Source organism: Streptomyces sp. NBC_01363 (assembly GCF_026340595.1).
Taxonomy (GTDB): Bacteria; Actinomycetota; Actinomycetes; order Streptomycetales; family Streptomycetaceae; genus Streptomyces.
The window spans coordinates 2415217-2440975 of record NZ_JAPEPF010000001.1; the positions used below are offsets into that span (position 1 = coordinate 2415217).

At 71.3% G+C, this 25759-nt stretch carries 21 protein-coding genes and 1 pseudogene; 17 read left to right on the forward strand and 5 right to left on the reverse strand.

The annotated features are described in order from the left end of the window. Positions 1-66: 66 nt before the first annotated feature. The 13 genes from OG611_RS11320 (at position 67) to galK (ending at position 17451) form a co-directional block, all read left to right on the forward strand. Positions 67-438 carry a hypothetical protein gene (locus OG611_RS11320; protein WP_266418266.1) on the forward strand — a complete coding sequence of 124 codons (372 nt, stop codon included), beginning with the start codon at positions 67-69 and terminating at the stop codon, positions 436-438. 57 nt (positions 439-495) lie between these two features. Then, entirely contained in the window at positions 496-1362 is an 867-nt protein-coding gene (locus tag OG611_RS11325; protein WP_266418268.1) for a TatD family hydrolase, read from the forward strand. A gap of 47 nt (positions 1363-1409) precedes the next feature. Continuing rightward, complete coding sequence (gene rsmA, locus OG611_RS11330) at positions 1410-2285, forward strand: 16S rRNA (adenine(1518)-N(6)/adenine(1519)-N(6))-dimethyltransferase RsmA (protein ID WP_266418270.1); 876 nt, start codon at positions 1410-1412, stop codon at positions 2283-2285. Further along, a complete protein-coding gene (locus tag OG611_RS11335; RefSeq protein WP_266418273.1) occupies positions 2282-3175 on the forward strand; it encodes a 4-(cytidine 5'-diphospho)-2-C-methyl-D-erythritol kinase in 894 nt (297 codons plus the stop codon). The genes rsmA and OG611_RS11335 overlap by 4 nt, the downstream gene beginning before the upstream one ends. Positions 3176-3276: 101 nt before the next feature. Beyond that, positions 3277-5094, forward strand: a complete 1818-nt coding sequence (locus OG611_RS11340; protein WP_266418275.1) for an ABC-F family ATP-binding cassette domain-containing protein — start codon at positions 3277-3279, stop codon at positions 5092-5094. Between the two features lie 108 nt (positions 5095-5202). After that, positions 5203-6819: a PQQ-binding-like beta-propeller repeat protein gene (locus OG611_RS11345; RefSeq protein WP_266425762.1), complete on the forward strand. Its 1617-nt coding sequence runs from the start codon at positions 5203-5205 to the stop codon at positions 6817-6819. Positions 6820-7120: 301 nt separating this feature from the next. Next, positions 7121-8896, forward strand: coding sequence for a PQQ-binding-like beta-propeller repeat protein (locus OG611_RS11350; protein ID WP_266418277.1), 1776 nt, complete (start codon positions 7121-7123; stop codon positions 8894-8896). A 247-nt stretch (positions 8897-9143) separates the two neighbouring features. After that, the gene (locus tag OG611_RS11355) at positions 9144-10952 is read left to right on the forward strand and encodes a PQQ-binding-like beta-propeller repeat protein (protein WP_266418279.1); all 1809 of its coding nucleotides are present in this window, start codon (positions 9144-9146) and stop codon (positions 10950-10952) included. Between the two features lie 133 nt (positions 10953-11085). Further along, positions 11086-12987, forward strand: a complete 1902-nt coding sequence (locus OG611_RS11360) for a PQQ-binding-like beta-propeller repeat protein (RefSeq protein WP_266418281.1) — start codon at positions 11086-11088, stop codon at positions 12985-12987. A 327-nt stretch (positions 12988-13314) separates the two neighbouring features. Continuing rightward, a complete protein-coding gene (locus OG611_RS11365) occupies positions 13315-14016 on the forward strand; it encodes a LuxR C-terminal-related transcriptional regulator (protein ID WP_266418283.1) in 702 nt (233 codons plus the stop codon). A gap of 203 nt (positions 14017-14219) precedes the next feature. Continuing rightward, positions 14220-15263, forward strand: a complete 1044-nt coding sequence (gene galT / locus OG611_RS11370; protein WP_266418285.1) for a galactose-1-phosphate uridylyltransferase — start codon at positions 14220-14222, stop codon at positions 15261-15263. Continuing rightward, positions 15260-16240 (forward strand): UDP-glucose 4-epimerase GalE, encoded by a 981-nt coding sequence (gene galE / locus OG611_RS11375; RefSeq protein WP_266418287.1) that lies wholly within the window; start codon positions 15260-15262, stop codon positions 16238-16240. The genes galT and galE overlap by 4 nt, the downstream gene beginning before the upstream one ends. Continuing rightward, positions 16237-17451 carry a galactokinase gene (gene galK / locus OG611_RS11380; RefSeq protein ID WP_266418289.1) on the forward strand — a complete coding sequence of 405 codons (1215 nt, stop codon included), beginning with the start codon at positions 16237-16239 and terminating at the stop codon, positions 17449-17451. The genes galE and galK overlap by 4 nt, the downstream gene beginning before the upstream one ends. On the opposite strand, the gene OG611_RS11385 is transcribed toward galK, so the two are convergent. After that, a complete protein-coding gene (locus tag OG611_RS11385) occupies positions 17426-17869 on the reverse strand; it encodes an N-acetyltransferase (protein ID WP_266418291.1) in 444 nt (147 codons plus the stop codon). The genes galK and OG611_RS11385 overlap by 26 nt on opposite strands. 268 nt (positions 17870-18137) lie before the next feature. Here OG611_RS11385 and OG611_RS11390 point away from each other — a divergent pair, with 268 nt between their 5' ends. Then, entirely contained in the window at positions 18138-18938 is an 801-nt protein-coding gene (locus OG611_RS11390; protein ID WP_266418293.1) for a response regulator transcription factor, read from the forward strand. Here the strand turns inward: OG611_RS11390 and OG611_RS11395 are convergent. Beyond that, positions 18897-19394 carry a MarR family winged helix-turn-helix transcriptional regulator gene (locus OG611_RS11395; protein ID WP_072487439.1) on the reverse strand — a complete coding sequence of 166 codons (498 nt, stop codon included), beginning with the start codon at positions 19392-19394 and terminating at the stop codon, positions 18897-18899. The two genes, OG611_RS11390 and OG611_RS11395, sit on opposite strands and share 42 nt — an antisense overlap. 88 nt (positions 19395-19482) lie before the next feature. Between OG611_RS11395 and OG611_RS11400 the strand changes: the two genes are divergently transcribed. Further along, on the forward strand, positions 19483-20280 hold the full coding sequence (locus OG611_RS11400; RefSeq protein WP_266418295.1) for a trans-aconitate 2-methyltransferase: 798 nt from the start codon (positions 19483-19485) through the stop codon (positions 20278-20280). After that, positions 20280-20645, forward strand: coding sequence for a VOC family protein (locus tag OG611_RS11405; RefSeq protein ID WP_266418297.1), 366 nt, complete (start codon positions 20280-20282; stop codon positions 20643-20645). The genes OG611_RS11400 and OG611_RS11405 overlap by 1 nt, the downstream gene beginning before the upstream one ends. A 3-nt stretch (positions 20646-20648) precedes the next feature. Here the strand turns inward: OG611_RS11405 and OG611_RS11410 are convergent. From OG611_RS11410 to OG611_RS11420, 3 genes and pseudogenes are all read right to left on the reverse strand, one after another. Then, a pseudogene (locus OG611_RS11410) lies at positions 20649-20999 on the reverse strand (Uma2 family endonuclease); the annotation flags it as partial. Positions 21000-21052: 53 nt separating this feature from the next. After that, the gene (locus OG611_RS11415) at positions 21053-21742 is read right to left on the reverse strand and encodes a TetR/AcrR family transcriptional regulator (RefSeq protein WP_266418299.1); all 690 of its coding nucleotides are present in this window, start codon (positions 21740-21742) and stop codon (positions 21053-21055) included. After that, complete coding sequence (locus OG611_RS11420; RefSeq protein ID WP_266418301.1) at positions 21739-22740, reverse strand: fatty acid desaturase; 1002 nt, start codon at positions 22738-22740, stop codon at positions 21739-21741. Before OG611_RS11420 ends, OG611_RS11415 begins: the two co-directional genes overlap by 4 nt. Positions 22741-23029: 289 nt before the next feature. Between OG611_RS11420 and ppc the strand changes: the two genes are divergently transcribed. Next, positions 23030-25759 (forward strand): phosphoenolpyruvate carboxylase, encoded by a 2730-nt coding sequence (gene ppc / locus OG611_RS11425; RefSeq protein WP_266418303.1) that lies wholly within the window; start codon positions 23030-23032, stop codon positions 25757-25759.

Here is a 25759-nt window from a genome sequence, read left to right on the forward strand (position 1 = left end):
TGAATCAGGGACGCAATCTCCGGGGCGCTTGCCCGGAGTGCCTGTCCGGCGGACAAAGGAGCGGGCATGAGCGACATCGCAGCAACCACCGCACACGAGGCATACGCCTTCGCCTGCATGAGGTGCGGACACGGCTGGGAGCAGGCCTACGAAATAGAGCACCACGTCGACGGATCAAACAAGGCCTTCGTCATATACAAGGCGGACGGGGAGCGGGTTCCCTCCCCCCTGTCCAGGCCCAGCTGCGCGAACTGCGGCGGACACGTGGTCCGCATCATGCGGTCCGGCCGGGTCTCGACCGTCCAGCAGCTGCTCCACAACAACCCCCGGCCGGCACGGCCGGCGAACGAGGGCGACGAGGCCGTGGCCGCCGCCCCCGCGGGCACCGGACACCACTGGCACCTGTCCGACCTGCTGCACCCCTTCCACCGGAGGTAGCCCCACCGGCTCCACCGCGAGCGGGGCCCACCGGCGCGTCCTCGTACGATCGTCGTCATGAGCCGTACCGAAGCCCCGCCGCTGCCCGAACCCCTCCGGGTACCGGTCGCCGATTCGCACACCCACCTGGACATGCAGGACGCGACCGTCGAGGAGGGCCTGGCCAGGGCCGCGGCGGTCAATGTGACCACCGTGATCCAGGTGGGGTGCGACGTGGCCGGCTCGCGCTGGGCCGCCGAGACCGCCGCCGCACACGCGAACGTGCACGCGGCGGTCGCCCTGCACCCCAACGAGGCACCGCGCATCGTGCACGGCGACCCCGACGGCACCTCGCGCCAGGGGGCGCGCGAAGCGGGCGGGCAGGCGGCGCTGCACGAGGCGCTCGCGGAGATCGACGCGCTGGCCGCGCTCGACCACGTACGGGGCGTCGGCGAGACCGGACTGGACTACTTCCGTACGGGCCCCGAGGGCATGGCCGCCCAGGAGGAGTCCTTCCGGGCCCACATCGAGATCGCCAAACGGCACGGCAAGGCGCTGGTCATCCACGATCGCGAGGCGCACGCGGACGTGCTGCGCGTCCTCGCCGACGCGGGCGCCCCCGAGCGGACCGTTTTCCACTGCTACTCCGGCGACGCGGACATGGCCCGGATCTGCGCGGACGCCGGGTACTTCATGTCCTTCGCGGGCAATGTCACCTTCAAGAACGCCCAGCCGCTGCGGGACGCCCTGGCCGTCGCCCCGACGGAGCTGGTCCTGGTCGAGACGGACGCACCGTTCCTGACGCCCGCCCCGTACCGTGGCCGGCCCAACGCGCCGTATCTCATCCCGGTCACACTCCGTGCGATGGCCGAGGTGAAGGGGGTCGACGAGGACACCCTGGCGGCGGCGATCGCGGACAACACGGCACGGGCCTTCGACTACTGAGCGGCAGGGCGGCGGGTGCGAACCGCGAGGCGCCTTACGCTTTACAGGTGAGCACCACTGAGCCCGACGCCCTCCTGGGCCCCGCAGACATCCGCGAGCTGGCCGCCGCGCTGGGCGTACGCCCGACCAAGCAGCGCGGTCAGAACTTCGTCATCGACGCCAATACGGTCCGCCGGATCGTGCGGACGGCGGAAGTCCGCCCGGACGACGTCGTCGTCGAAGTCGGTCCGGGGCTCGGCTCGTTGACCCTGGCGCTGCTGGAGGCGGCGGACCGGGTCGTCGCCGTCGAGATCGACGACGTGCTGGCGGGCGCGCTGCCGTCCACCGTCGCCGCCCGGATGCCGGGGCGTGCCGACCGGTTCGCCCTGGTGCACTCCGACGCGATGCTGGTCCGGGAGCTGCCCGGCCCGCCGCCCACCGCGCTGGTCGCGAACCTGCCGTACAACGTCGCCGTGCCGGTCCTGCTGACCATGCTGGAGCGCTTCCCGTCCATCGAGCGCACCCTCGTCATGGTCCAGGCCGAGGTCGCCGACCGGCTGGCCGCGCGGCCGGGCAACAAGGTCTACGGTGTGCCGTCCGTGAAGGCCAACTGGTACGCGGACGTCAAGCGGGCCGGCTCCATCGGCCGCAACGTCTTCTGGCCCGCCCCGAACGTCGACTCCGGTCTGGTGTCCCTGGTCCGGCGCACGGAGCCGATCGCGACGAGCGCGAGCAGGGCCGAGGTCTTCGCGGTCGTCGACGCGGCCTTCGCCCAGCGTCGCAAGACACTGCGGGCGGCCCTGGCCGGCTGGGCGGGCTCCGCCCCCGCCGCCGAGGCGGCCCTGGTCGCCGCCGGGATCTCGCCGCAGGCCCGCGGCGAGGCGCTGACGGTCGAGGAGTTCGCCGCCATCGCCGAGAACAAGCCCACCGGGAGTGGCGAGTGAGCGTCACCGTCCGCGTACCCGCCAAGGTCAACGTCCAGCTCGCGGTCGGCGCCCCGCGCCCCGACGGCTTCCACGACCTGGCCAATGTCTTCCTCGCCGTCGGCCTGTACGACGAGGTCACCGTCACCCCCGCCGACGAGCTGCGCATCACCTGCTCCGGCCCGGACGCCGCCCAGGTCCCGCTGGACGCGACGAACCTCGCCGCCCGCGCCGCCATCGCGCTGGCCGAGCGGCACGGCATCGCGCCCGATGTGCACATCCACATCGCCAAGGACATCCCCGTCGCGGGCGGCATGGCGGGCGGCAGCGCCGACGGCGCTGCCGCGCTGCTGGCCTGCGACGCCCTCTGGTCCACCGGCGCCACCCGGGACGAGCTGCTCGCCATCTGCGCGGAGCTGGGCAGCGACGTCCCGTTCAGTCTGGTCGGCGGCGCCGCCCTCGGCACCGGACGCGGCGAGCGGCTGACCCCGGTCGATGTCGGCGGCACCTTCCACTGGGTCTTCGCGGTCGCCGACGGCGGGCTCTCCACCCCGGCCGTCTACGGCGAGTTCGACCGGCTGACGGCGGACACCGACGTCCCCGTACCGGAAGCCTCCCCGGCACTTCTCGACGCCCTGCGCACCGGCGACCCCGCCGCGCTCGCCGAGGCGCTCTCCAACGACCTCCAGCCCGCCGCGCTCTCCCTGCGCCCCTCGCTCGCCGACACCCTCGCCGCGGGCACCGCGGCCGGTGCCCTGGGCGCCCTGGTCTCGGGCTCCGGGCCGACCACCGCGTTCCTGGTGGCGGACGCGGAGTCGGCGCAGAAGGTGGCCGAGGCCCTGCTCACCTCGGGCACCTGCCGGAACGCACGGGCCGCGGTGTCCCCGGCACCGGGCGCGGCCGTCGTCTGACCGCGCCTGCCGCCAGGGAGGGGCGGCAAGGGCGAGCGGGCATCGCACCGCCGCCGCCCCGTACCCTGGGAAGCCGATCGATCCCCCCGGGCAGGAGTGAAATGGCCGTCAATCTGGTCAATGTCGAGCAGGTCAGCAAGGTGTACGGCACCCGTGCCCTGCTCGACGGAGTGTCCCTCGGGGTGTCCGAGGGAGACCGGATCGGTGTCGTGGGCCGCAACGGCGACGGCAAGACGACGCTCATCCGGATGCTCGCCCGGCTGGAGGAGGCGGACAGCGGACGCGTCACCCACAACGGCGGGCTGCGGCTCGGCGTCCTCACCCAGCACGACTCGCTCGACCCCCAGGCGACCATCCGCCACGAGGTGATCGGCGACCTCGCCGACCACGAGTGGGCGGGCAGCGCCAAGATCCGCGACGTCCTCACCGGGCTCTTCGGCGGGCTCGCCCTGCCGGGCTTCGAGCACGGCCTGGACACCGTCATCGCCCCGCTCTCCGGCGGCGAGCGGCGCCGGATCGCGCTGGCCAAGCTGCTCATTGCCGAGCAGGACCTGATCGTCCTCGACGAGCCCACCAACCACCTCGACGTCGAGGGCATCTCCTGGCTGGCCGGACATCTGCGCGCCCGCCGCTCCGCACTCGTCTGCGTCACCCACGACCGCTGGTTCCTCGACCAGGTCTGTACGCGCATGTGGGACGTCCAGCGCGGCACGGTCCACGAGTACGAGGGCGGCTACAGCGACTACGTCTTCGCACGGGCCGAGCGGGAGCGGATCGCCGCGACCGAGGAGTCCAAGCGGCAGAACCTGATGCGCAAGGAGCTGGCCTGGCTGCGCCGCGGCGCCCCGGCCCGCACCTCCAAGCCGCGCTACCGCATCGAGGCGGCCAATGAACTGATCGCCGACGTGCCGCCGCCGCGCGACACCAGCGAGCTGATGAAGTTCGCCAACGCCCGGCTCGGCAAGACCGTCTTCGACCTGGAGGACGTGACCGTCCAGGCCGGCCCCAAGACGCTGCTCACTCACCTCACCTGGCAGCTCGGCCCCGGCGACCGGATCGGCCTGGTCGGGGTCAACGGCGCGGGCAAGACCTCGCTGCTGCGGGCGCTCGCCGAGGCGGCCCGCACCCAGGGCGAGGAGCAGCCCGCGGCCGGGAAGGTCGTCGTCGGCAAGACCGTCAGGCTGGCCTACCTCTCCCAGGAGGTCCACGAGCTGAACCCGAACCTGCGGGTGCTCGAAGCGGTGCAGCAGGTACGGGACCGGGTCGACCTCGGAAAGGGCCGCGAGATGACCGCGGGCCAGCTCTGCGAGCAGTTCGGCTTCTCGAAGGAGAAGCAGTGGACCCCGGTCGGCGACCTCTCGGGCGGTGAGCGGCGCCGGCTCCAGATCCTGCGCCTGCTGATGGACGAGCCGAACGTCCTCTTCCTCGACGAGCCCACCAACGACCTCGACATCGAGACCCTGACCCAGCTGGAGGACCTCCTCGACGGCTGGCCCGGATCGATGATCGTGATCTCCCACGACCGGTTCTTCATCGAGCGGACCACGGACCGGGTGATGGCGCTGCTCGGCGACCGCACGCTGCGGATGCTGCCGCGCGGGATCGACGAGTACCTGGAGCGCAGGCAGCGGATGGAGGAGGCGGCCACGCCCTCCGCCGCACCCGCGGCGGCCAAGGAGCATGCCGCGCCGGCCGCGGCGGTCTCCCCGCAGGCGGCCCGTGCGGCGAAGAAGGAGCTCCAGAAGGTCGAGCGGCAGCTCGACAAGATGTCGACCCGGGAGACCACGCTGCACGCACAGATCGCGGAGCACGCCACGGACTTCGAGAAGGTGGCCAAGCTCGACGCGGAGCTGCGTGAACTGGTCGCCGAGCGGGACGAGTTGGAGATGCGCTGGCTGGAACTGGCCGAGGACGCCTGATCGATACGGTGCGTCAGGTGTGACCGTTGGGGCGCGTGGGGCGGGTGATAGAAAGAAACCTTGCCCGGCGCAGAAGCCGGAACGGTCCGCACGAAGGGGGACGTGCTGGTGACCCAGCCGCCCGGCCAGCAACCGCCGCAGGGGGGCTTCGGGGCTCCGTACGAGCCGCAACCCGGCCAGTACGGGCAGCCCCCGCAGCCGTACGGGCAGCCCCCGCAGCCGTACGGGCAGCAGGCGCCGGGGGGTTACGGCGGGCCCGGTCGTGGCGGGCGTTTCAAGGGGAAGCCCGCGGTCGTGGTCGCCGCCGTGCTTGCCGTCTGCCTGATCGTGGGCGGCGGCGTCTGGTTCGCCACGAGCGAGGGCGACGGCGACCGCGAGAAGAAGCCCGTCGCCGGGCAGCCGAGCTCCTCGCCCCCCGCCGATGACGGCAAGGGCAAGGGCAAGGGCAAGGGCAAGGACAAGGCGGTCGTGGACCGCGACACCACCGAGAAGCTCAACGCCGGGCGCAAGTCCGGCGAGGCGAAGGTGCTCTGGATCCAGAAGAACGGTGTCGACCTGCCCCGCAACGGCTCCGACGCATACGGTCCCTGGATCGTCGGGGACATCGTGGTCAAGGCCATGTACCGGACGGTGTCCGGCTATTCGGCCGTGGACGGTACGCGGAAGTGGAGTCTGCGTCTGCCGTCCGACGTCTGCGCCGCCCCCACACAGCCGACCGCCGACGGCAAGATCGTGATCGGGATCGAGCGCGGCACCGCGAGCGACGCGTCCTGCGAAAGCCTTCAGATGATCGACCTCGCCTCGGGGAAGGCGGGCTGGCGCAAGTCGTACGAGCGGCCCGGTCTCTGGGACGGGTTCTCCGACGTGGCGATGGCGATCAACGGAGACGTTCTGACCGTGGGACGGACCAGCCGGACGGACGCCTTCCGGGTCAGTGACGGCAAGGCGCTGTGGGGCAAACTGCCGGGCAACTGCCAGCCGTTCGGCTTCGCGAGCGGCCCGCTGGGGATCGCCGCGGCCAGCTGCCAGACGGCGGCCGACGACCACAAGGAACAGCTGGTGGAGCGGATCGACCCGGTCAGCGGGAAGGTCCGGTGGAAGTACAAGGTCAAGAAGGGCTGGCAGGTCGACCAGTTCTACTCGGTCAGTCCACTGGTCGTCTCCCTGAGGAAGGGGGAGAAGAACTGGGCCATCGCGGTGCTCAACTCCGATGGCACGTACCGGTCCCAGCTGGTTGGTGGCACCGACGACTACGAGACGCGGTGCGGCGGCGACCTGCTCACCCGGGGCAAGAACGTCGACAACTGCCTGGGGGTCGCGGCGGACGCGAACACCTTCTACATGGCGACGAAGCCCGAGTACGTCGGCTCCGACATGACCAACGCGGTCGTCGCCTTCGACCTGGGCACCGGCAAGTCCAAGTGGAAGGTTGCGGCACCTGCCGGGCAGACCCTGATGCCGATGCGGATGGAGGGCGGCAAGGTGCTGATCTACATGGGCGCGACCAAGGGCAAGGGGGGCGGCGTCATGTCGCTCGCCCCGACAGGCGGCACCCTCCAGCCGGTCCTGCGGCATCCGGCGTCGGCGGCCGAGGTGGAGCGCGGCTTCTCCACTCCCCGGGTCGCCTACGTGAACGGGCGCTCCCTGCTCATGCATGCCTTCGTCAGCGGAGTCACCGACGAGGAAGAGATCGCGATGAAGACCATGGTCTCTTTCGGCGACTGACCGACTGACCGACTGACCGACTGGCTCGCCGATTGGTCGGCTGACCGGTGGTCAGGTCCGGTCGGGCGTAACGGGGACATCACAGGGCTGTTCCCCGTTGGGGACAGGGTGCGGACCGACCCGGTGTCCGCGGTGACGCGGGTGGTACAAAGAAGCCCCGCTCGACAGTCGTGACACCGCGGGATCCATGCCCGATCCGCTCCTTCCCGTGGAGCCCAGGGGGTTTGCCGCCCCTTCCGACTCCGCGGGATCGCGGGGGAGAACGGACCGGGCACCGGACCGCACGAAGGGGGACGTGCTGATGACCCAGCCGCCCGGCCAGCAACCGCCGCAGGGAGGCTTCGGGGCTCCGTACGATCCCCCGTCGGGTCCGTACGGGACCCAGCCGCCCGGTCAGGCCGCGGGTCCGTACGGCACCCCCGCGCAGCCGGGCCCGTACGGCACGCAGCCGCCCGGCCCGTACGGCATGCAGCCGCAGCCGGGTCCGTACGCTGCGCCGACCCAGCCCGGCCCGTACGGCATGCAGCCGCAGCCGGGTCCGTACGCTGCGCCGACCCAGCCCGGTCCGTACGGCATGCAGCCGCAGTCGCAGCCCGGTCCTGCGGGAAGCGGTGGCGGCGGGTTCTTCCGGGGCAAGCGCGGGAAGGTCGTCGGTGCCGTGCTCGCGGTGGTGCTGCTGGCGGGCGGTGGCGTCTGGCTGGCCACGAGCGGCGACGACGGGACGCAGCCCACGGCGAAGAAGAGCGCCGACCCCGGGCCCACCTCGCCCACCGACGACGGCAAGTCCAAGGGCAAGGACAAGAAGAAGGACCAGGGGCCGCGCGACCTCCGCCCGGAGGTCGACGGGATCAACGCCAAGCGCAAGCCGGGCGAGGCGAAGGTCCTCTGGCTCCAGGAGGGCGGCGTCGACCTGCCGCGCACCGGCTCGGACGTGTACGGCCCCTGGTTCGTCGGCGACACCGTCGTCAAGGCGATGTTCCACACCGTCTCCGGCTATTCGGTCGCCGACGGCAGTCAGAAGTGGAGCCTGCGCCTGCCGTCCGCCATGTGCGCGGCCCCCTCGCAGGCCACCGCCGACGGCAAGATCGTCCTCGGGATCGAGACCGGTCACGGCGACCAGGCGCTCTGCAACGGGCTCCAGATGGTCGACCTCACGACCGGCAAGGCCGGCTGGCACCGGACGTACGAGCGGCAGGGCGCCTGGGACCTGCTCTCCGACCCCGCGATGGCGATCAACGGCGACACCGTGACCGTCGGGCGCAAGACCAGGACGGATGCCTTCCGGGTCGGCGACGGCAAGGTGCTCTTCGGGAAACTGCCGGGCAACTGCCAGCCGTTCGGCTTCGCGAGCGGCCCCGTGGCGGTCGCCGCGGCCAGCTGCCAGACGGCGGCCGACGACCACAAGGAACAGCTGGTGGAGCGGATCGACCCCGCGACCGGCAAGGTCCAGTGGACGTACAAGGTCAAGAAGGGCTGGGAGGTCGCGCAGTTCTACTCGGTCAGCCCGCTGGTCGTGTCGCTGAAGAAGGGGCAGGACTGGGCCATCATCATGCTCAACGCGGACGGTACCTACCACTCTCAACTGGTCGGCGGCACCGAGAACTACAAGACGCAGTGCGACACCGATGTCGTCTCCGTCGGCAAGAACCTCGACAACTGCCTCGGGGTGGCGGCCGACGACAGGACGGTCTACCTGGCGACCAAGCCCGACGAGTCCGACCCCGCCCCCACCAACAAGGTCGTCGCCTTCGATCTGGCCAGCGGTCAAACCAAGTGGAAGGCCGCGGCCCCCGCCGGGCAGATCCTGATGCCGATGCGGGTGGAGGGCGGCAAGGTGCTGATGTACCTGTCGCCGGCGAAGAACAAGGGCGGCGGCATCGCGTCCCTCCCGCCGACCGGCGGCACACCGCAGATGGTGCTCCGGCACCCGGCCTCGGGGGCGGAGGCCGAACGCGATCTCTTCGACACCCGGGTCGCCTACCTGAACGGCCGCTCTCTCCTCCTGAGCACGAGCATCACCGGGATCGAGGACGGGGACGAGATACGGGCGAAGTCGATGGCGGCCTTCGGCAGCTGACGGGCAATGAGGCGTAACGGAGGCATCACGGGGCGGTTCTCCCTTGGGAACAGGGGGCGGACCGACCCGGTGCCCGAGGTCTTGCGGGTGGTACAAAGAAGCCCCGCTCGACTGACGTAACGCCGCGGGATCCATGCCTGATTCGCTCCTTTCCGGGAAATTCAGGGGGGTTTCGCCCCCGTGGTGCTCCGCGGAATCGCGGGGGAGACCGGACCGGGCACCGGACCGCACGAAGGGGGACGTGCTGATGACCCAGCCGCCCAGCCAGGAACCGCCGCAGGGCGGCTTCGGCGCGCCGCAGGAGCCGCCGCCGGGAAGTCCTCAGCCGCCCCAGGGCCCGCCGCCCGCCCAGCCGGGCTACGGCTACCCGCAGGCACCCGCTCAGCCTCCGGGCCAGGCCCCCGGCTACGGCTACCCGCAGCAGCCGGCCCAGCAGCCCGGCCCGTACGGGCAGCAGCAGCCGGGCCCGTACGCCCCGCAGCCCGGCCCCTACGCCCAGCAGCCGGGCCCGTACGCCCAACAGCCGGGTCCGTACGGCCAGCAGCCCGGTTACGGCTACCCGCAGCAGCAGTACCCCGGCGCACCGGCCCCCGTCGGTCCGGGCGGTGGCGGCTCCTCCAAGCGCAAGCCCGCGATCATCATCGGCGCCGCGACCGCCGCGCTCCTCGTGATCGGCGGCGGCATCTTCGTCGCCACGAGCGGCGGAGACGACGACAAGAAGCCGATCGCGAAGGAGAGCGGGGACGCCAAGCCGAGCACCTCGCCCTCCGTCAACGAGGGCAACGGCAACGGCGACGGCGAGGGCCGCGGCGCCGACGGCGACCTCAACGCCGGGCGCAAGTCCGGCGAGGCGAAGGTCCTCTGGCTGCAGAAGAACGACGTCGACCTGCCGCGCGACGGCGCCGATGTGTACGGCCCCTGGGCGGTCGGCGACACGATCGTCAAGGCCATGTACCGCTCGGTCTCCGGCTACTCCGCGGCTGACGGCAAGCAGAAGTGGACCCTCAAGCTGCCCGCCGACCTGTGCGCGGCGCCCTCGCAGCCCGCGGCCGACGGCAAGATCGTCATCGGGGTCAAGAACGGCGCCACCGACAAGGCGGACTGCGCAGATCTCCAGATGATCGACCTCAACACCGGCAAGGCCGGCTGGAAGAAGGCGATCAAGCAGAACGGCACCTGGGACTTCCTTTCGGACATCTCGCTGGCCATCAGCGGCGACACCGTGACGGTCGGGCGCACCGGGAACTCCAACGCCTACCGGGTCAGCGACGGCAAGGAGCTGTTCGGCAAGCCGTCGGGCATCTGCCAGCCGTTCGCCTTCGCCGGCGGGTCCAAGCTCATCGCCGCCTCCAACTGCCGCGCCGGCGACTCCGTCAATCCGCAGCACCAGCTCCAGGAGCTCGACCCGGTCACGGGCAAGCCCCGGTGGACGTACCGGCCCAAGCGCGGCTGGGAGATCGACCGGGTCTACTCGGTGAACCCGCTGGTGGTCTCGCTGAAGAAGGACAAGCAGTGGAGCATCCTCTCGCTGAAGCAGAATGGATCCTTCCGCTCCGGCATCGTCAGCGACAAGGGCGACAAGTTCGCACCGGACTGCGGCAGCGCCTTCGCCATCTTCGGCAAGTCCCTCGACGGCTGCACCGGGGTCGCCGCCGACGCCAACACCTTCTACATGTCGACCACGCCGGACTCCAGCGACACCGCCCGTACGAACAAGGTCGTGGCGTTCGACCTGAACACCGGCAAGCCCAAGTGGAAGGCCGCGGCCCCGGCCGAGCGCACGGTGAAGCCGCTGCGCATGGAGGGCGGCAACGTGCTGCTCTACGTGGAGGCCGGCTACGAGAAGGGCGGCGGCATCGCCACCCTCGCACCGACCGGCGGCACCCCGCAGATGCTGCTGAAGCACCCCGCGTCGACGGCCGAGATCGAGAACGACTTCTACAACTCGAAGATCGTCTACGCGGACGGCCGCTCCTTCATCGCGAGTGGCCGGGTCAGCGCCAGGAACGACAAGGAAGAGCTGGAGACGAAGGCCATGATGGCCTTCGGCAACTGACGGCTCACGAAGCCTTTCGGCGGCAGCTCCCAGCCGTCGGAGCCCCACGGCTCACGACCGGCGGCGGCCGGAGTACAACCGACCGCCGCCGGTCCCGTCCCACCGACTCCCTTTCCCCAGAGGTACGTACGCCATGACGCAGCCGCCCCAGCCGCCCAACGATCCGCCCCAGGGCGGATTCGGCGCCCCGCAGGACCCCCCGCCGGATGGATTCGGTGCCCCGACCCCGCCGCCCGCCGACCCGTTCGGCAAGCAGCCGGCCACGCCGCCCGCAGGCGGATTCGGTGCCCCGACTCCGCCGCCCGCCGCCGCCCAGCCGCCCGCCGGGGTCCCGCAGCAGCCGGGCCCCGGTTACGGCTATCCGCAGGGCCAGCAGCCGGGCTACGGCTACCCGCAGGGCCAGCCCCCGCAGCCCGGTTACGGCTACCCGCAGGCACCCGTGCCCGGCCAGCCGCAGCAGGGTTACGGATTCCCGCAGGGCATGCCGCCCGGCCAGCCGCCGCAGCAGGGCTACGGCTACCCGACCACGCCGATGCAGCAGCCCCCGCAGCCGCCGCAGCCGAACGGGAACGGCAAGAAGTTCTCCACCCAGATGCAGATCATCGTCGCCGCCTCGGTCGCCGTGGTGCTGATCGTCGCCGGCGGCATCTGGTACTCCTCCGGCAGCGGTGACGACGGCAAGAAGGACAAGGCGTCCCAGTCCAGCGGCTCCACCGAGGGCAAGAGCGGCGAGAACAAGGGCGGCGCCGCCGATGGCGCCGGCAAGGAGAAGGCACCCGCGGACCCCAAGTCCAAGGTCGCCTTCCAGCTGCCGCTGCCGAAGGTCACCGACATCACCAAGGTCGACGGTTCCTGGCTGACCGACAAGGCGTACGTGAAGACCGGTCTCAACGAGATCGTCGCCTACGACCCGGCCAAGGGCACCAAGCTCTGGTCCATCCCGCTCGCGGGCCAGGTCTGTGCCGCCTCGCGGCACATGTCCAAGGACTACAAGACCGCCATCGCCTTCGAGCAGAGCAAGCCGACCAAGGCGACCAAGTACCCGCCGTGCAACCAGGTCGGCGCGATCGACCTGAGCACCGGCAAGCTGATGTGGAGCAAGTCGGTGACCGCCGCCACCAGCGGTGACGCAGCGGTCAGGTTCGAAGAGGTCACGCTCAGCGGCACCACGGTCGCCGCGGGCGGATCCGAGGGCGGCGCCGCCTTCGACCTGAACACCGGCGCCGAGCGCTGGAAGCCCAAGGCCACCAGCGACGGCTGCTCCGACAGGGGATACGGCGGCGGCGAAGCACTCGCGGTGGTCCGTAAGTGCGGTTCGTACGACGACCCGCAGCTCGTCATCCAGGCGCTGAACCCCACCACCGGGGCCCCGATCTCCTCGTACAAGATGCCGCCCGGTGTCGACTACGCGAGCATCGTCTCCACCAAGCCGCTGGTCGTCGCGGCCGACGTCGGTGACACCGCCGGTGACGGCAGCGGCATTTCGGACTTCTTCTCCATCGACGCCTCCACCGGCAAGCTGCTCACCCGGATCGCGGCGGACGGCGAGAAGTACGCCGCGCGCTGCGCCTCCACCAAGGTCGAGAGCTGCAGCCAGCTGGCCGTGGGCAACAACCGGATCTACGTGCCGACCGAGGACCACGAGGGCACCGGCGAGTACGGCGACACCAACGAGATCGTCTCCTTCGACCTCACCACCGGCAAGCCGACCAGTGACAAGGCCGACGCGGGCGACCGCTACACGATGTTCCCGATCCGCATGGACGGCGGCAACATCATCGCGTACCGGGTCCCCCCGTACGACAAGGGCGGCCAGGTCGTCTCCATCGACGGCGCCACGTTCAAGCAGACGGTGCTGATGGAGAACCCGAGCGACGAGTCCATCCGTGACGCGGAGACCAGCTTCACGCCGGACTACTCCGAGTTCCGCTACAACGACGGGCACCTGTACCTGTCCAGCACGATGGTCAGCAAGCCGAGCGGCTCGCTGGACGCGAGCCGCCGCCTGGTGGTCAGCTTCAGACGGGACTTCTAAAACACGCCCTAGCGGCGGGGCGCATGCGCGCGCGGGGGTGGTGTCCGTTCGTCGGGCACCACCCCCGCGCACGTTCGGGAGCAGATGCGGGCCGGTCCTCTTCGGGCGCACGGGTCCCTCCGGGAAGCGATCCGTAATGGTCGGCGGGCCGATGACAACGGTGATCAGTCGGACACGGCGCACCATCAACCGGTCCCGAACGCACGCCGATTCGGCGTTCTGGAGCCTTTTGGCCGGTAAGACGCCCCTGGCGTCGAACAAGCGTGTAGCTTGCCGGGTCAGGAAGGCCGGGGGGCCCGGTGTGCCGGTGCTACGGGGGTGTGCTCGATGGGCGTGCGGCTCATGGTGGTCGATGATCACAGACTGCTCGCCGAGGCGCTCGCCTCGGCGCTGAAGCTGCGGGGCCATCGCGTCCTCGCGGCAGCCGCACCGACTTCGGGGGCGGCGGAACTGGTGGTCAGCAGGGCCCCGGAGGTCTGCCTGTTCGGCACCGCGGCACCCGCCGAACCCGGCGCCTTCGACCCGATCGTACGGATCCGCCGCGAGCGCCCGCAGGTGGCCGTCGTGGTGCTCGGACCGGTGCCCAGCCCGCGCGGGATCGCGGCGGCGTTCGCCGCGGGGGCCGCGGGATACGTACGCCACGACGAGCGCATGGAGGGCGTCGAACGGGCGATGGTCAAGGCGCGGGCCGGCGAGGCGGCGGTGGCGCCGCAACTCCTCCAGGGCGCCTTCGCCGAACTACTCAACCCCGCCGCGGCGCCGGACGACGAGGGGCAGCGGCTGCTGCAGATGCTCACCCCGCGCGAGGTCGAGGTCCTGGTGCGGGTCGCCGAGGGGGAGGACACCCGGCTGATCGCGGCCGGGATGCGGATCGCGCCGAGCACCGCGCGTACGCATGTGCAACGGGTGCTGATGAAACTGGGCGTCGGCTCCCGTCTCGAGGCCGCGGCACTCGCGGCCCGCACGGGGCTGCTGGACCGCGCGGCACCGGTCGGCCGACCGGACCGACCGGACCGGCCGAACCGCTGAGTCGTGCCCCGCCCCGCTCGCCCGGCCTTCTCCGCGCCACGCACAGCCAGCCACGCGGACCCATCCACGCACAGCCATCCACGCACGGCCATCCACGCACGCCCGGATACCGGACCCTGGCCCATGCCGTCCGGCGGGGGCCACTCATTGACGCCTTTGTTGAGTTGTGGTTCATTGTGTTTGGTTATGTTTGGAGGAACCTGGTGAAGAAGACGGTTACGACGCTCGCCGACGGCCGGGAGCTGCTCTACTACGACGGCCGCGACGATGTCGTGCGCGACGCCGTCGACCGGCGCCCCCTCGACGCCGTATCGACCTCGTCCGAGATCCGTCGTGACCCGTTCCTCGGCGACAGCGTCGCCATCGCCTCGCACCGCCAGGGCCGCATCTACCACCCGCCGGCCGACGAGTGCCCGCTCTGCCCCTCGCGGGACGGCCGGCAGAGCGAGATCCCCGAGGCCGACTACGACGTCGCCGTCTTCGAGAACCGCTTCCCCTCGCTCGCCGGTGACTCCGGCCGCTGCGAGGTCGTCTGCTTCACCTCCGACCACGACGCGTCCTTCGCCGACCTCACCGAGGACCAGGCCGCCCTGGTCCTGGAGGCATGGACCGACCGCACCGCCGAACTCGCCGAACTCCCGCAGGTCAAGCAGGTGTTCTGCTTCGAGAACCGGGGCGCCGAGATCGGTGTCACGCTCGGCCACCCGCACGGTCAGATCTACGCGTACCCCTTCGTCACCCCGCGCACCGAGCTGATGTTCCGCTCGATGGCGGCCCACCGCGCCGAGACCGGCGGCAATCTCTTCGACGACGTGGTGGCCCGCGAGGAGGCGGACGGCTCCCGGATCGTCATCGACGGCGAGCACTGGGTCGCCTTCGTGCCGTACGCCGCGCACTGGCCGTACGAGGTTCACCTCCACCCACGCCGCCGCGTCCCCGACCTGCGGGAACTCGACGAGGCCGCGCGCACGGAGTTCCCACAGATCTATCTGGAACTCTTGAGGCGATTCGACCGGATCTTCGGCCCCGGCGAGCCGCCGACCCCGTACATCTCGGCCTGGCACCAGGCCCCGTTCGGTGTCCCCGCACGGGAGGACTTCGGGCTCCATCTGGAGCTTTTCACCATCCGACGTACCTCCGGCAAGCTGAAGTTCCTCGCGGGTTCCGAATCCGGCATGAACGTGTTCATCAACGATGTGCCGCCGGAGGCCGCGGCCCAGCGACTGCGAGAGGTAGCGAGCGAGTGAGCAAGCCCCAGAAGAAGTACCTGGTCACGGGCGGCGCGGGATACGTCGGCAGCGTGGTCGCCCAGCACCTGCTGGAGGCCGGGCACGCGGTCACCGTTCTCGACGACCTCTCGACCGGGTTCCGGGAGGGCGTCCCGGCCGGGGCCGAGTTCATCGAGGGCCGCGTCCAGGACGCGGCGAAGTGGCTGGACCCCTCCTACGACGGGGTGCTGCACTTCGCCGCGTACTCCCAGGTCGGCGAGTCCGTCACGGACCCGGAGAAGTACTGGGTGAACAACGTCGGCGGGTCCCTCGCGCTGCTCGCCGCGATGCGGGACGCCGGAGTGCGCACCCTGGTCTTCTCCTCCACCGCCGCCACCTACGGCGAACCGGTCACCACCCCCATCACCGAGTCCGACGCGACCGCGCCCACCAACCCCTACGGCGCCACCAAACTCGCCGTCGACCACATGATCACCGGCGAGGCGGCCGCGCACGGACTGGCCGCGGTCTCGCTGCGCTACTTCAACGTGGCGGGCGCGTACGGCAGTTGTGGGGAGCGGCACAGCCCCGAGTCGCACCTCATCCCGCTGGTCCTCCAGGTCGCCCTCGGCCGGCGCGAGTCGATCTCCGTGTACGGCGACGACTACCCGACCCCCGACGGCACCTGCGTCCGCGACTACATCCATGTCGCCGACCTCGCCGAGGCCCACCTGCTGGCCCTGGACGCGGCCACCGCGGGCGAGCACCTGATCTGCAACCTCGGCAACGGCAACGGCTTCTCGGTGCGTGAGGTCATCGAGACCGTCCGCGAGGTCACCGGCCACCCCGTCCCGGAGACCGCGGCCCCCCGCCGCGCCGGTGACCCCGCCGTGCTGGTCGCCTCCGCCGCCACCGCCAGGGAGCGGCTCGGCTGGTCGCCGTCCCGCGCCGACCTGACCGGAATCGTCACCGACGCCTGGACGTTCGCCCGCCGAGAGGAGCCCACCGCCCCATGACCGAGACCAGTGAGCCGACCGCCTCCCTCACCGGGAACACCGAGCTGACCGCCTCCTTCACCGAGCTCTACGGGCGTGCGCCCGAAGGGATCTGGGCGGCCCCCGGCCGGGTCAACCTGATCGGCGAGTACACCGACTTCAACGACGGCTTCGTGATGCCGCTCGCCCTGCCGCACACCGCACGCGCGGCCGTCGCCCGCCGCACCGACGGCGAACTGCGGCTCCACTCGACCGACGTACCCGGCGGCGTCGTCCGGCTCCGGATCGACGAACTGGCCCCGAACCAGGGGCACGGCTGGGCGGCGTACCCGGCCGGGGTCGTCTGGGCGCTGCGCGAGGCCGGCCATCCGGTCACCGGGGCGGACATCCAGCTCACCTCCACCGTCCCCACCGGCGCGGGCCTGTCCTCCTCCGCCGCGCTGGAGGTCGTCACCGCGCTCGCCCTGAACGACCTCTTCGGACTCGGGCTCTCCGCACCGGAGCTGGCGGTTCTCGGCCAGCGTGCCGAGAACGCCTTCGTCGGCGTGCCGTGCGGGGTCATGGACCAGATGGCCTCCGCCTGCTGCACCGAGGGCCATGTCCTTCACCTGGACACCCGCGATCTCACCCGGCGCCAGGTCCCCTTCGACCTGGCCGCGAGCGGACTGCGGCTGCTCGTGGTCGACACCCAGGTCAAGCACGCGCTCGGCGACGGCGCGTACGCCGAGCGGCGGGCCGGCTGCGAGGCGGGCGCGGCGGCGCTCGGCGTACGGACGCTGCGCGAGGTGCCGTACGACGGCCTCGGCGCGGCCCTGGACACCCTGGCCATGGCCGACGTCGACGAGTCCGTGGTGCGCTACGTACGCCATGTGGTCAGCGACAACCAGCGGGTGGAACAGGTCATCGCGCTGCTCGACGCGGGCGACGTGCGGGCCGTGGGCCCGGTCCTCGACGCGGGGCACGCCTCGCTCCGCGACGATCTGCGGGTCTCCTGCCCGGAGCTGGACCTGGTGGTGTCGGCGGCCGGCGAGGCCGGGGCGCTCGGTGCCCGGATGACCGGCGGCGGCTTCGGCGGTTCGGCGATCGTGCTGGTGGCGGAGGAGCAGGCGGACACGGTCTCCAAGTCCGTGCTGGAGGCGTTCGCCTCGGCGGGTCACGCGACGCCGCGGATCTTCCCGGCCGTGCCCTCGGCGGGTGCCCGCCGGCTCAGCCGAGTTCCTTCGTCAGGATGAACTCGGTGACCCCGGGCGGGTAGTTCTCGACCCGCCCGCTCACCTCGTAGCCCCGTTCCCGGTAGAAGTCCGGCGCCTGGAAACCCCAGGTCTCCAGCCGGGAGCGGGTGCAGGCCCGGTCCGCCCCGGCCACCCGCTCCGCCTCCGCGAGCAGCAGCGAGCCCAGGCCCCGGCCGCGGTGGCGGGCATCGACCCAGAGCTGGTCCACATGGAGCCAGTACGCCCAGGTGCGGCCGGTCAGTCCACCGGCGACGGCGCCCTCGACGTCCAGCGCCCATACCTCCAACGGGAGTTCCCGCCCGGCGGGGCCGGTGCGCAGCGCGCGCAGCTCCGGGGAGCCGGCCGTGTTGTCGTCACGCAGCCGCCGGCCCAGCAAGGTACGCCGCCCTTTGTCCACTTCTGTCTCAAGACGAAACATGGACCACACCTTAGAACCGCCCGGAGCCGGTCAGTTCTGCGAATTGCTTTCCGCCACGGCCCGCCGGCCTTACCCTGATGCACAGCACCGGTGGGGGCCGGTGCTGATTCAGGGGTACGAGACAGTCGGGTGCGGCGCCCGGGGCGGGTGGCGGTCGGGACACGGCGGCGGCCGTGGAACCATGGTCCATCTCCCCGATCCGGGCGTCGTACCCGCGCTGATCGGTCCCTTTCGGCGGGCCCGGGGGTGGCCCGGGAACAGACGCGGCATGGGGGTGCCTGTGGTTCGTATCCGGGTTCTCGTGGTGGACGACCACCGTATTTTCGCCGAGTCGCTCGCAGCGGCACTGGCGGCCGAGCCGGACGTGGAGGTGGCGGCGGCGGGCAGCGGCCCCGCCGCGCTGCGGTGCCTGGAGCGGGCCGCCGCCGAGGGGCGCGGCTACGACGTGATGCTGGTCGATGCCGAGCTGGGCATCCTGCGCACGGCGGGAGACCGCCGGGCGCCGGTCCCGGTCCCCGCCGACGGGGAGAACGCCCCGGTGGACGGCATCTCCCTGGTGGCCGGGGTCCGTTCGGGCCGGCCGTCCGTGCGCACGGTGGTGCTCGCCGAGAAGGACGACCCGCGCCGGGCCGCGCTGGCACTGCAGGCCGGCGCCTTCGGCTGGGTCGCCAAGGACTGCTCGCTGCAACGGCTGCTCACGGTCATCCGCGGGGTGCTGCGGGACGAGACACATCTGCCCCCGGCGCTGCTCACCGGCGTGCTGCGGGAGCTGACGGCGGCGCGCAAGCACCGCACCGAGAGCGAGCAGCTGGTCGAGTCCCTGACCCCGCGCGAACGCGAGGTGCTGCGCTGCATGGTGGCGGGCCTGGGCCGCAAGGCGGTGGCCGAGCGGCTCTTCCTCTCCCCGCACACGGTCCGTACCCATATGCAGAACGTGCTGGGGAAGCTGGGTGTGCACTCCACCCTGGCCGCGGTCGCCCTGGCCCGGCGCGCGGGCGTCGGGCCGGCCGATCCGGCCGGGCCTGATCTAGCCGGGAATGTTGTCGAACGGGGCGGTCAACTGGCGTAGCAGTCCGGCCAGTTCGCCCCGCTGCTGGGTGGAGAGCTCGCTCAGGATGGCGCGCTCCTGGGCGAGCAGTCCGGCCAGTGACTGGTCGGCCTTGTCGCGGCCCTCGGCGGTGAGCCGGACGAGCACGCCACGGCGGTCGCTGGGGTCGGGGAGGCGCTCGACGAGGTTCTTCTTGGTCAGGCGGTCGATGCGGTTGGTCATCGTGCCGGAGGTGACCAGGGTCTGGGTGAGGAGCTGGCCGGGGGAGAGCTGGTAGGGGGCGCCGGCGCGACGCAGGGACGTCAGTACGTCGAACTCCCAGGGCTCCAGATTGTGCTCGGAGAAGGCGATCCGGCGGGCCCGGTCCAGATGGCGGGCCAGGCGGGAGACGCGGCTGAGCACCTCGAGTGGTTCCACGTCGAGGTCGGGGCGCTCGCGGCGCCATGCAGCGACCAGTCGGTCGACCTCGTCCTCCATGTGGATCAGTGTAGAGGGTCTGTCGACATGAAGTCTCTTGAATTCAAGTGTCTTGACATCAAGATATTTCTGGCGTGATCCTGACTCCATGACCTCACCCACCTGGGACCCGCAGCAGTACCTGCGCCACGCCGACCACCGCACCCGCCCCTTCCTCGACCTCCTCGCCCGCATCGCCGACCTCCCGGCCGCCCCCGCACCCCGTATCGCCGACCTCGGCTGCGGAGCGGGCAACGTCACCGCCCTGCTCGCCGACCGCTGGCCCGAGGCCCGGATCACCGGCTACGACAACTCCCCGCAGATGCTCGAACGGGCCCGCGCCCACGCCGGCCCCCGCCTCGACTTCGCCGAGGCCGACGCCACGACCTGGACCCCCGCCGAGCCGTACGACCTGATCGTCTCCAACGCCCTGCTCCAGTGGGTCCCCGACCACGCCGACCGCTTCCCGGACTGGCTGGACGCGATCACCCCCGGCGGCACGTTCGCCTTCCAGGTCCCCGGCAACTTCGACCAGCCCAGCCACGTCCTGATGCGGGAACTCGCCGGCTCCCCGCGCTGGCGCGACCGCCTGGCCGGCGAGCTGCGCCATGCCGACGCCGTGCTCGCCCCCACCGCCTACCTCGACGCGCTGACCGCCCCCGGCATCACGGCGGACGTCTGGGAGACCACCTACCTGCACCTGCTGCCCGGCGAGGACCCGGTGCTCGACTGGGTCAAGGGCACCGGCCTGCGCCCCGTCCTGACCGCCCTGGCCGACGACCCCGAGGCCCGCGACGCGTTCCTCGCCGAATACCGCGACCTGCTGCGCACCGCCTACCGCCGGGGCCCGCACGGCACCGTCTTCCCGTTCCGCCGCATCTTCGCCGTGGCCAGCAAGGAGAAGTGATGATCGCCGCGCTCGACCACGTACAGCTCGCCGCACCGGAGGGCTCCGAGGATGCCCTTCGTGCCTACTACGCCGACACCCTCGGCATGACGGAGATCCCCAAGCCCCCGGCCCTCGCGGCCCGCGGCGGCTGCTGGTTCCAGGCGGGCCCGGTCCAGCTCCACCTGGGCATCGAGCAGGACTTCCGCCCGGCCCGGAAGGCCCACCCCGGGCTGCGCGTCACGGACATCGAGGCGTACGCGGCCCGGCTGGCGGAGCGGGGTGCCGAGGTGCGCTGGGACGGTGATCTGCCGGGGCACCGTCGCTTCTACAGCCACGACCCGGTGGGGAACCGGCTGGAGTTCCTGGAGCGGACGGACGGCTGACCGTCACAGCTCGTCCAGCGCCTCCCGGGTGATGTCGATGTCGATCGGGAACGGCACGCCCGTCTTGAGGCGGTCGTGGTGGATCCCCGTCAGGGCGTACGCCCTGGACACCGGGTCCAGCTCGTACACCCGCACCACCGGGCGGTTGTCGGTGCCGGCCATGTCGACCAGCCAGAAGTTCGGGATACCGGCCGCCGCGTACTTCTGCGGCTTGGCGTCGCGGTCGCGGGCCTCGGAATCGGGCGAGACGACCTCGACGGCGAGCAGGACGTCGGCGGCCTGGAAACGGGTCTGCTCAAGATCGGTGACGGCGTCGGCGCGGACGACGGACACATCGGGTTCCGGACCGTTGCGCAGTAGGGGCCGCTTCCCCGAGCCGTATTCACAACGGGTGACCGGCCCCCCGTTCAGCTCTTGCGGTGCCCTATCAGCCTCGGCTTCGCCTCCAGGTTCTCCAGGCCGTGCCAGGCCAGGTTCACCAGGTGGGCGGCGACCTCCGACTTCTTCGGCTTGCGGGCGTTGACCCACCACTGGCCGGTCAGGGCGACCATGCCGACCAGCGCCTGCGCGTACAGCGGGGCCAGCTTCGGGTCGAAGCCGCGGGCCTTGAACTCCAGGCCCAGGATGTCCTCCACCTGGGTGGCGATGTCGCTGATCAGGGAGGCGAAGGTGCCGGTCGACTGGGCCACGGGGGAGTCGCGGACCAGGATGCGGAAGCCGTCGGTGTACGTCTCGATGTAGTCGAGCAGGGCGAACGCGGCCTGCTCCAGGAGCTCGCGCGGGTGGCCCGCGGTCAGCGCGCTGGTGACCATGTCCAGGAGCTGGCGCATCTCACGGTCGACCACGACGGCGTACAGGCCTTCCTTGCCGCCGAAGTGCTCGTACACGACCGGCTTGGAGACACCGGCGCGGGAGGCGATCTCCTCGACCGAGGTGCCCTCGAAGCCCTTGTCGGCGAAGAGCGTGCGACCGATGTCCAGCAACTGCTCGCGGCGTTCCTTGCCCGTCATCCGCACCCGGCGGGTGCGCCGGGGGGAGGAGGAAGGACGTTTGTTCTCGCTGCTGGTGCTGGAGTCGGTCGCCACGTCGTCAATCATGCCGCGTCGGCGCGCTCGGGGGCGCGCCGGGAGTCGATACGGCGGGACTCGATCCGGGCAGCGTCCGGCCAGCGCACGTCGTGCGCCCAGCCCAGCTTCTCGAACCAGCGGATCAACCGGGCACTCGAATCGATCTGCCCCCTCATCACACCGTGCCGGGCGCTCGTCGGATCGGCGTGGTGCAGGTTGTGCCAGGACTCTCCGCAGGACAGGACCGCCAGCCACCACACATTCCCGGACCGGTCACGCGACTTGAAAGGGCGCTTGCCGACCGCGTGGCAGATCGAGTTGATCGACCAGGTGACGTGGTGCAGCAGGGCCACCCGGACCAGCGAGCCCCAGAAGAAGGCCGTCGCCGCACCCCACCACGACATCGTCACCAGACCGCCCACCAGCGGCGGCAGCGCCAGCGAAGCGGCCGTGAGGGTCATGAAGTGGCGGGAGACGCCGCGCAGCGCCGGGTCCTTGATCAGATCGGGGGCGTACTTCTGCTGCGAAGTCTGCTCCTCGTCGAACATCCAGCCGATATGGGCCCACCACAGGCCCTTCATCAGGGCGGGCAGACTCTCACCGAAGCGCCACGGCGAGTGTGGGTCGCCCTCCGCGTCGGAGAAACGGTGATGCCTGCGGTGGTCGGCCACCCAGCGCACCAACGGGCCCTCCACGGCCAGCGAACCGGCGACGGCGAGAGCGATGCGGAGCGGGCGCTTCGCCTTGAAGGAGCCATGGGTGAAATAGCGGTGGAAACCGATCGTGATGCCGTGGCAGCCGATGAAGTACATCGCCACGAGCAGGCCCAGATCGAGCCAGCTCACGCCGCGGCCCCAGGCCAGCGGCACCGCAGCGACCAGCGCCACGAACGGCACCACGATGAACAGCAGAAGGGCGATCTGCTCGATCGACCGCTTGTTGTCCCCGCCGAGGGTGGCGGAGGGAAGGGTCTGACCGTCGGCCGCCGATGGCTGGGCGTCGTCGATCGCAGCGGGGCTGGTGTTCATGGGGAGTCCCCTGGGGATGAGGAGTACGACGGATAGCTCTGGCTACGGTTCCGTAACCTACGGCAACGTAAGTATGGCAGCGCGGAGGCCCGCTGCACGAGAGCGCGACGGGCCGCCCACGAAGGGGAAACCCGATCGGGCCGCGAGCGGTGCCGACGGAGTGGACACCTATCCTGGTGGGGTCGGACAGCGCGGTCCGCACTCTGCTGTCCCGGGGTGGCGTCAGCATCGCTGCCTGCCGCGGCCCCGGAGAACCCCCGTGCTCAACCACTGCAAGGAGCCGCACACTGTGAGCAGTGCCGACCAGACCCCCGCCGCCAGCCCCGAGCTGCGCGCCGACATCCGCCGCCTCGGCGACCTGCTGGGCGAGACCCTCGTACGCCAGGAGGGCCAGGAACTCCTCGACCTCGTCGAGCGCGTCCGCGCCCTGACCCGCACCGACGGCGAAGCCGCGGCCCAGCTCCTCGGCGACACGGACCTGGAGACCGCCGCGCAGCTCGTGCGCGCCTTCTCCACCTACTTCCATCTCGCCAACGTCACCGAGCAGGTCCACCGCGCCCACGAGATGCGCGACCGCCGCGCCGCCGAGGGCGGGCTCCTCGCCCGCACCGCCGACCGGCTCAAGGACGCCGACCCCGTCCACCTGCGCGAGACCGTCAAGAACCTCAACGTACGACCCGTCTTCACCGCACACCCGACCGAGGCCGCCCGGCGCTCCGTGCTGAACAAGCTCCGCCGCATCGCCGCGCTCCTGGAGACGCCCGTCGTCGACGCCGACCGGCGCCGCCAGGACCTCCGGCTCGCCGAGAACATCGACCTCATCTGGCAGACCGACGAACTGCGCGTGGTCCGCCCCGAGCCCGCCGACGAAGCCCGCAACGCCATCTACTACCTCGACGAACTGCACGCCAACGCCGTCGGCGACGTACTCGAGGACCTGGCCGCCGAACTCGAACGCGTCGGCGTCGAACTGCCCGCGGGCACCCGCCCGCTCACCTTCGGCACCTGGATCGGCGGCGACCGCGACGGCAACCCCAACGTGACGCCCGCCGTCACCTGGGAAGTGCTGATCCTCCAGCACGAACACGGCATCACCGACGCCCTCGAACTCATCGACCACCTGCGCGGACTGCTCTCCAACTCCATCCGCTACACCGGTGCCACCGACGAACTGCTGACCTCACTCGAAGCCGACCTGGAACGCCTCCCCGAGATCAGCCCGCGCTACAAGCGGCTGAATGCCGAGGAGCCCTACCGCCTCAAGGCCACCTGCATCCGGCAGAAGCTCGTCAACACCCGCGAGCGCCTCGCCACCGGCACCCCGCACCGCCCCGGCTGCGACTACCTCGGCACCGCCGAGCTCCTCGCCGACCTGGAACTCATCCAGACCTCACTGCGCGAGCACCGCGGCGGACTCTTCGCCGACGGGCGGATGGACCGCACCATCCGCACCCTCTCCGCCTTCGGCCTCCAGCTCGCCACCATGGACGTCCGCGAGCACGCCGACGCCCACCACCACGCCCTCGGCCAGCTCTTCGACCGGCTCGGCGAGGAATCCTGGCGCTACGCCGACATGCCCCGCGACTACCGGCAGAAGCTCCTCGCCAAGGAACTCCGCTCCCGCCGTCCGCTCGCCCCGACCCCGGCCCCCCTCGACGCCGCCGGCGAGAAGACCCTCGGCGTCTTCCACACCGTCAAGGAAGCCTTCGAGCGCTTCGGCCCCGAAGTCATCGAGTCCTACATCATCTCGATGTGCCAGGGCGCCGACGACGTCTTCGCCGCCGCCGTACTCGCCCGCGAGGCCGGCCTGATCGACCTGCACGGCGGCTGGGCCAAGATCGGCATCGTGCCGCTCCTGGAGACCACCGACGAGCTGCGCGCCGCCGACGTCATCCTCGACGAGATGCTCGCCGACCCGTCGTACCGCCGTCTGGTCTCGCTCCGCGGAGACGTGCAGGAGGTCATGCTCGGCTACTCCGACTCCTCCAAGTTCGGCGGCATCACCACCTCCCAGTGGGAGATCCACCGCGCCCAGCGCCGCCTTCGCGACGTCGCACACCGCTACGGCGTACGGCTGCGGCTCTTCCACGGTCGCGGCGGCACCGTCGGCCGCGGCGGCGGCCCCTCGCACGACGCGATCCTCGCGCAGCCGTGGGGCACGCTGGAGGGCGAGATCAAGGTGACCGAGCAGGGCGAGGTCATCTCCGACAAGTACCTCATCCCGGCGCTCGCCCGGGAGAACCTGGAGCTGACCGTCGCGGCCACCCTCCAGGCCTCCGCGCTGCACACCGCGCCCCGCCAGTCCGACGAGGCCCTCGCCCGCTGGGACGCCGCGATGGACACGGTCTCCGACGCGGCGCACGCGGCCTACCGCAAGCTCGTCGAGGACCCGGACCTGCCCGCGTACTTCTTCGCGGCCACCCCGGTCGACCAGCTCGCCGACCTCCACCTCGGCTCCCGCCCGTCCCGCCGCCCCGACTCGGGCGCCGGACTCGACGGACTGCGGGCCATCCCGTGGGTCTTCGGCTGGACCCAGTCCCGCCAGATCGTGCCCGGCTGGTACGGCGTCGGCTCCGGACTCAGGGCACTGCGCGAAGCCGGCCTGGACACCGTCCTGGACGAAATGCACGAACACTGGCACTTCTTCCGGAACTTCATCTCCAACGTCGAGATGACCCTTGCCAAGACCGACCTGCGCATCGCCCGGCACTACGTCGACACGCTCGTCCCCGACGAACTGAAGCACGTCTTCGCCGACATCGAGGCCGAGCACGCACTCACCGTGCAGGAAGTCCTCAGGGTCACCGGCGGCACCGAACTGCTCGGCACCAGCCCCGTGCTCCAGCAGACCTTCGCCATCCGCGACGCCTACCTGGACCCGATCTCCTACCTCCAGGTCTCGCTGCTGGCCCGCCAGCGCGAAGCCGCGGCACGCGGCGAAGAGCCCGACCCGCTGCTCGCCAGGGCCCTGCTGCTCACCGTGAACGGTGTCGCCGCGGGCCTGCGCAACACCGGCTGA

Bases quoted from the DNA above. Each gene is read 5' to 3' on its own strand.
- OG611_RS11355 (WP_266418279.1), top strand. From the start codon at position 9,144: ATGACCCAGCCGCCCAGCCAGGAACCGCCGCAGGGCGGCTTCGGCGCG.
- OG611_RS11360 (WP_266418281.1), top strand. From the start codon at position 11,086: ATGACGCAGCCGCCCCAGCCGCCCAACGATCCGCCCCAGGGCGGATTC.
- OG611_RS11420 (WP_266418301.1), bottom strand. From the start codon at position 22,740: ATGAACACCAGCCCCGCTGCGATCGACGACGCCCAGCCATCGGCGGCC.
- OG611_RS11385 (WP_266418291.1), bottom strand. From the start codon at position 17,869: ATGTTTCGTCTTGAGACAGAAGTGGACAAAGGGCGGCGTACCTTGCTG.
- OG611_RS11390 (WP_266418293.1), top strand. From the start codon at position 18,138: ATGGGGGTGCCTGTGGTTCGTATCCGGGTTCTCGTGGTGGACGACCAC.
- OG611_RS11400 (WP_266418295.1), top strand. From the start codon at position 19,483: ATGACCTCACCCACCTGGGACCCGCAGCAGTACCTGCGCCACGCCGAC.
- OG611_RS11350 (WP_266418277.1), top strand. From the start codon at position 7,121: ATGACCCAGCCGCCCGGCCAGCAACCGCCGCAGGGAGGCTTCGGGGCT.
- galK (WP_266418289.1), top strand. From the start codon at position 16,237: ATGACCGAGACCAGTGAGCCGACCGCCTCCCTCACCGGGAACACCGAG.
- OG611_RS11365 (WP_266418283.1), top strand. From the start codon at position 13,315: ATGGGCGTGCGGCTCATGGTGGTCGATGATCACAGACTGCTCGCCGAG.
- OG611_RS11395 (WP_072487439.1), bottom strand. From the start codon at position 19,394: ATGGAGGACGAGGTCGACCGACTGGTCGCTGCATGGCGCCGCGAGCGC.
- OG611_RS11320 (WP_266418266.1), top strand. From the start codon at position 67: ATGAGCGACATCGCAGCAACCACCGCACACGAGGCATACGCCTTCGCC.
- OG611_RS11415 (WP_266418299.1), bottom strand. From the start codon at position 21,742: ATGATTGACGACGTGGCGACCGACTCCAGCACCAGCAGCGAGAACAAA.
- OG611_RS11325 (WP_266418268.1), top strand. From the start codon at position 496: ATGAGCCGTACCGAAGCCCCGCCGCTGCCCGAACCCCTCCGGGTACCG.
- OG611_RS11340 (WP_266418275.1), top strand. From the start codon at position 3,277: ATGGCCGTCAATCTGGTCAATGTCGAGCAGGTCAGCAAGGTGTACGGC.
- OG611_RS11405 (WP_266418297.1), top strand. From the start codon at position 20,280: ATGATCGCCGCGCTCGACCACGTACAGCTCGCCGCACCGGAGGGCTCC.